A 5,285-nucleotide genomic window follows, 5' to 3' on the forward strand; every position below is an offset into this window, starting at 1 on the left:
GCGACGGCGGTTCGGCTACCGGCGGCTGCACATCCTGCTGAAGCGGGAGGGCTGGGACGTGAACTGGAAGAAGCTCTACCGGCTCTACCGCGAAGAAGGGTTAACCATCCGTAAACGGGGCGGACGCAAGCGCGCGATCGGAACCAGGGCGCCGATGGCGATCCCGCAAGGGCCGAACCCCAGCGCTGGTCGCTGGACTTCGTGTCGGATGCGCTCGCCGATGGCCGCCGGTTCCGCCTTCTCTGCGTGATCGCCGACTTCAGCCGGGGAGGCCTGGCGACCGTGGTCGACACTTCGCTGTCGGGACACCGCGTCGCCCGCGAACTGGACCGGATCGCCGAGATGCGGGGCTTCCCATGCATGGTGGTCAGCGACAACGGCACCAAGCTGACATCGAACGCCATGCTCAAATGGCAGGAGGATCGACGTGTGGAATGGTATTACATCGCACCGGGCAAGCCGATGCAGAACAGCCCGGTAGAAAGCTTCAATGGCCGCCTGCGGGACGAATGCCTCAACGAGCACCTCTGCCCGACCCTGCGCCATGCCCGCCATTTGATTGCGGCATGACGCGCCGACTACAATCACCACCGCCCGCACTCGAGCCTCGACGGGCTCACCCCCGGGGGTATCACCAGCGGTCAAGAGAGAACCAAAACCCGAACAGAGCTAACCTATAAACGCGGACTCCAAGCAGAGCAGGTCAGTCGGCAAGGTTAAAACGGCAGTCATGATTGGTGTGCTGCATCAGAATACACGCCGTGTCCTACGCCCTCCCTCGGGCTTCGTTCCCGCTGGGAACTGATCGTTGGTATCCTGGCTCTGACTGATGTCAGGGAGTTTTGAAGTCGGTTTGGTCTCGCATGGATTTCATGCAGAATGATCGCGATCCGTCGTGCCAGTGTCACTCGGGCTTTGCGCATAGTCGAGCAGGCGGCGATGCCAAGCGCCCAGGATTTCAGCTTTAGCGGCACAACGTATCTCGTCAGCAGGACGTTGGCGGCTTCGCGGAATAGCGTGCCACCTCTCACATAGACGCGTTTGGATATGCTGCCGCTGCAGTCGATCTCTCCATACTGACAACTCGGAGGCAACAGACCAAGGCTGGCGCTGACCTCTCGAGATTTCCTGAACCTGTGCGGATCATCGATGGCAGCAGCAAATGCCAGAGCGGTGATCGGGCCAACGCCGGGCACCGTCATCAATCGCCGGCAGATTTCAGATTTTCGAGTCATTTTCTTTATGTCGCTGTATATTGCCGAGACCGCTGTCAGTATTGCCTCGCGAGCTGCAAACAGCCCGCACAGAGCCGCATAGAGACCGGGAACGCCGTTGCTGGCTGGCCGTAAGAGCGGCGTCGCTGAATTCTGGCGACAGGGCACGTGGCAAGCGCACACCGAACACGACGACCAATCCTCGGATCTGGTTGTCAATCGTCACGCGCTGCCCAACCAGTTTCTTTCTCGCCGCGATGAGTGATCGAACCACGTGCGCAGACAAAGATTTGACATGAGTTGGTTTGTAGAAGCCGGTCCGAGCCATGTGCGCCAGTCCACGCGCAACGGTCCGATCGGTCTTGTGTCCGGACAGCGTTTTCAGTGCCTGATACGCCTGCCTGCTCTCAATGCATTGCATGGAAACACCGCGTTCAATGAGGCCGTGGAACGGCATGGGTGCTATGCCTCCGGTTTCAAAGGCAACTCGCGCGCAGGCTGGGCCGACTGCATAGAATTCGGTTATGGCACCCGGCGAGGTCGGCGTTTTTCCTCCTCTGATAAAGGTGCCTTCACGATCCAGAAAACAAATATGCGTCTCCTCCATCGAGACATTGAGGCCAGCAAAGTAATCCAACTTCCAGCTCCTGATTGTGACGTTAGGCCCCAGTTCTGCAAGGGTATTCCGGGTCCAGATTGTGATTACGCCATGTTGAAAGACTCTCGTGTGATTGAGGTGTCGTTCGCTGATTCACTTCTGTTGTAGGGCGGGAGGATCAGCGATGATGGGGCCGAGGCAGGAAGCGCAGCCGGCGCTGTTCTGCGAGGTCTCACTGGAAGATCATGTCCCTCAGAACCATCTGCTGAGATCCATTGATCGGTTTGTCGACCTGAGCAGCATCCGGGCTTACCTCGCAGATTTCTACAGCCACACCGGCCGCCCTTCCGTCGATCCGGAATTGCTGATCCGGATGCTCCTGGTGGGGTACTGCTTCGGGATCCGCTCCGAGCGCCGGCTGTGCGAGGAGGTCCATCTGAACCTGGCTTACCGGTGGTTCTGCCGCCTCGATCTGTCGGACAAGATCCCCGACCATTCTACGTTCTCAAAGAACCGGCACGGGCGCTTCCGGGAGAGCGAAATGCTGCGGCACCTGTTTGAGACGACCGTCGCCCGCTGTATCGCAGAGGGTCTGGTCAGTGGCCAACGACTGGCGGTTGATGCAAGCCTGATCGAAGCGGATGCGAACAAACAGAACTCGACACCCAGGGAAGACTGGGACCCATCGACCCTTGATCCAGCCGACGCGCCACGCGCTGTGCGGGAATATCTCGAAAGGCTCGATAACGCTGCTTTCGGCGCAGCAAGCGAGGTTGAACCCAAGTTCACCTCTCACTCCGATCCTGCCAGTCAATGGACAGCGGCCCGCAAGGGTCCGGCTTTCTTCGGCTATTCCAACAATTACCTGATCGATACCGATCATGGTGTGATCGTCGACGTTGAAGCGACCAGATCCATCCGGCAAGCCGAGGTCGGCTCCACAAAGACCATGTTGGACCGGGTAAAGGGTAAATTCGACATCGTTCCGGACTGGGTCATCGCCGACACCGCCTATGGCTCTGGCCCGATGCTTGGCTGGTTGGTTGACCGCAAGATCGACCCGTACATCCCGGTGAGCGACAAGGCCGCCCGCCCCGACGGGACATGGGTCAGAACCGACTTCGAGTGGGATCCGGAGAACGACCAGTACGTCTGCCCCGAGGGTCAGGAGCTGAAGCAATTCCGCCGCAATTAGTCCATACTGATCAACAGGCTCATGCGGCCTTACCCTTTTTCATGGCGTTATCGACAGTGCCAAGTTGTTGGTACGCAGGTGGCGAGGGCATGGTTGTCATGCTGGCTGTCCTTGATGGCTCAGGTCGCTGTGCCACCCTCGCCACCGCCCCTGAATGACCGCTGATTACGCGATGCCCTTGATGGCTTTGTAAGGCGATGCAGGCGCGACGGGGTGTGCGCGGAACACTCAACGGAGAGGTAGGGAGATGGCGATATGGATCGGAATTGACGCGGCCAAAGTTGTACATTGGGCGGTTGGGATTGACGATGGGGGCGGGGTTGTTCTCGACCGCGCGGTCGAGAACAACCCGGTGGCGATTTACCACTTTATTGTCGAACTGCGGAACGTGAACGGCGATGTCGTGATCGGGATCGACGTGGTCGGCTCCTTTGCGCGCTTCATCGAGGCCAGCCTGCTGGCGGAAGGCTTTGTCCTGGTGCACACCCCGGGGATCGCGGTGAACCGCGCGGGCCAGGGTTTTGCTGGAGGCGAGCGCAAATCCGATCCCCGCGACGCCGCTCGCCATTGTCCTCGGACCAATGGCGGACAATATCTCGCCATCGCCGAGCTGGTGCGCACGCGCGATCTGCGCCCGGTTCTGGCCGATGACGACACGCGCGTGGCGCTGCGCCTCAAGGTGGGCCGCAGGCGAGACCTGATGCAGGACCAGGTGCGCCGCATCGCCCGTATTCGCGGGCTTTTGTGCGGCATTCATCCCGGCCTTGAACAGGCATTTGACCTTTGTTGCAAAGGGCCGTTGGCGCTGCTTACCCGGCATGTGACCCCGTCCGACATCCGACGCGCAGGACGGGCGCGGATCGTGGCTCACCTGAAGAAGACCCCGCACCTGCACGGCTGCGAGACCATCGCCAGGCGCGCATTTGACTGTGCCAAGGCGCAACGCATCACCGTCCCTGGCGAAGCGGCCACCGCCGATCTGATCCGTGAGCTGGCAGCCGAAGCCCTGGAGGCCAGACAAAAGATCGCCCGCATCGAGAAGGACCTCGAAGACATCCTCAGCCACCACCCTGACTGGGCCCTCATCCGTTCGTTGCCGGGGATGGGGGTGGTGCTGACTGCCGAGTTCCAGGCCCCAATCGGCAACATCGCGCGCTTTGCCTCGGCGGATGCACTCGCGGCGGCGGCGGGCCTCGCTCCGGTTCAGCGCCAATCCGGTAAACGGGCGGGCTGGCGGCGCGCCTACGGCGGCGACAAGGCGCTCAAGCGGGTCTTCTGCCAAAGCGCGTTCTGTGCCGTGACCCAGAAAGACCCGCTCTCCAAAGCCTTCTACGACAGAAAGCGAAAAGAGGGAAAACACCACACCCAGGCCCTCATCGCCCTCGCCAGACGACGCGTTACGGTTCTGTGGACCATGCTGCAAAGGCGCGAAACCTTCGACCCAAAGCAAAATGCTGCTTGACTTGTCCATTACCCAGCGATTTGCGGCCTCTGATGGCGGTCGGCGCCGGGGGTGAGGCCTCGGAGCAGTGTGATCAGCCAGATGAAATGGCACAGACAGACCCTCAGGTTTCGCAGGATCATGCGGATGTTGTGACCGCAGCCGCAGAGGACCGCGAAAAGGGCATCACCTTCGGTTCCTTTGAGTGGGCATCGGGTCAGACGTCCGTCGGCTTTCATATGGCCCGTCATCGGTTCGATGGTGCTTCGTTGTCGCAGCAGTTTCGCGATGGTCCTGGTGACGCCGCGCCTTGCACCGCTGATGAAGACCTTCACTGTTTCAACGCCGTGGCCACGGCAGCCACGGTCGACGAAGGCCATGTCCGGGCGCCGGTCAGTCAGGATGTCCACCTGTTCCAGTGCCGCGTGCAGAGTGTGCCCGTCGAAAGGGTCGAAAGGATTGCCCGGCAGTGATCGCATGCCGGCGACGAAGCCACCTTCCGTGATGGTCGCGACGCTGACCTTCGTGCCGAACTCACAGCGCTTGTGCGCCTTGCCTTTCGAGATACAAGCCACCGCCGGTTCGTGCAGGCTGTAAAGCGTCTCTCGGTCCTTTGGCTTCTGCGCCAGCAACCGGTTTACCAGCGCCGTCATCTCCGCGATCCGCGCTTTCAGCGGTCCCTCAGTCCCCTTGTCTGTCTGCCGTTCGATGTCGCGCAGCACGCGGCCGGTATAGCCCTTGAGCCGACGCAGGGCCTTGCGCATCCTCCTGAACTGGCGGGCGTGGGCATCGCGCCCGACCTGCCCGCAAAGCCGGGGGCCGAGGCGATTGTCGTTC

The 5,285-nt window shown here is 61.0% G+C and carries 2 protein-coding genes and 3 pseudogenes; 3 read left to right on the plus strand and 2 right to left on the minus strand.

What is annotated here, in order from left to right; genetic code table 11:
* Window positions 1-680: pseudogene (locus tag FEV53_RS19525) on the plus strand (IS3 family transposase); the annotation flags it as partial.
* 152 nt (window positions 681-832) lie between these two features.
* On the opposite strand, the pseudogene FEV53_RS19530 reads toward FEV53_RS19525, so the two are convergent.
* A pseudogene (locus FEV53_RS19530) lies at window positions 833-1,851 on the minus strand (IS110 family RNA-guided transposase).
* Window positions 1,852-1,996: 145 nt separating this feature from the next.
* Between FEV53_RS19530 and FEV53_RS19535 the strand changes: the two are divergent.
* Both FEV53_RS19535 and FEV53_RS19540 read left to right on the plus strand, forming a co-directional pair.
* Window positions 1,997-3,001, plus strand: a pseudogene (locus FEV53_RS19535) (IS1182 family transposase); the annotation flags it as partial.
* Between the two features lie 253 nt (window positions 3,002-3,254).
* Complete coding sequence (locus FEV53_RS19540; protein WP_142836332.1) at window positions 3,255-4,469, plus strand: IS110 family RNA-guided transposase; 1,215 nt, start codon at window positions 3,255-3,257, stop codon at window positions 4,467-4,469.
* An 8-nt stretch (window positions 4,470-4,477) separates the two neighbouring features.
* On the opposite strand, the gene FEV53_RS21075 is transcribed toward FEV53_RS19540, so the two are convergent.
* Window positions 4,478-5,285: transposase family protein (locus FEV53_RS21075; protein ID WP_484217478.1), on the minus strand; the 808-nt coding region annotated here is incomplete at its 5' end.

This window comes from Palleronia caenipelagi (genome assembly GCF_007004065.1).
Classification (GTDB): Bacteria; Pseudomonadota; Alphaproteobacteria; order Rhodobacterales; family Rhodobacteraceae; genus Palleronia; species Palleronia caenipelagi.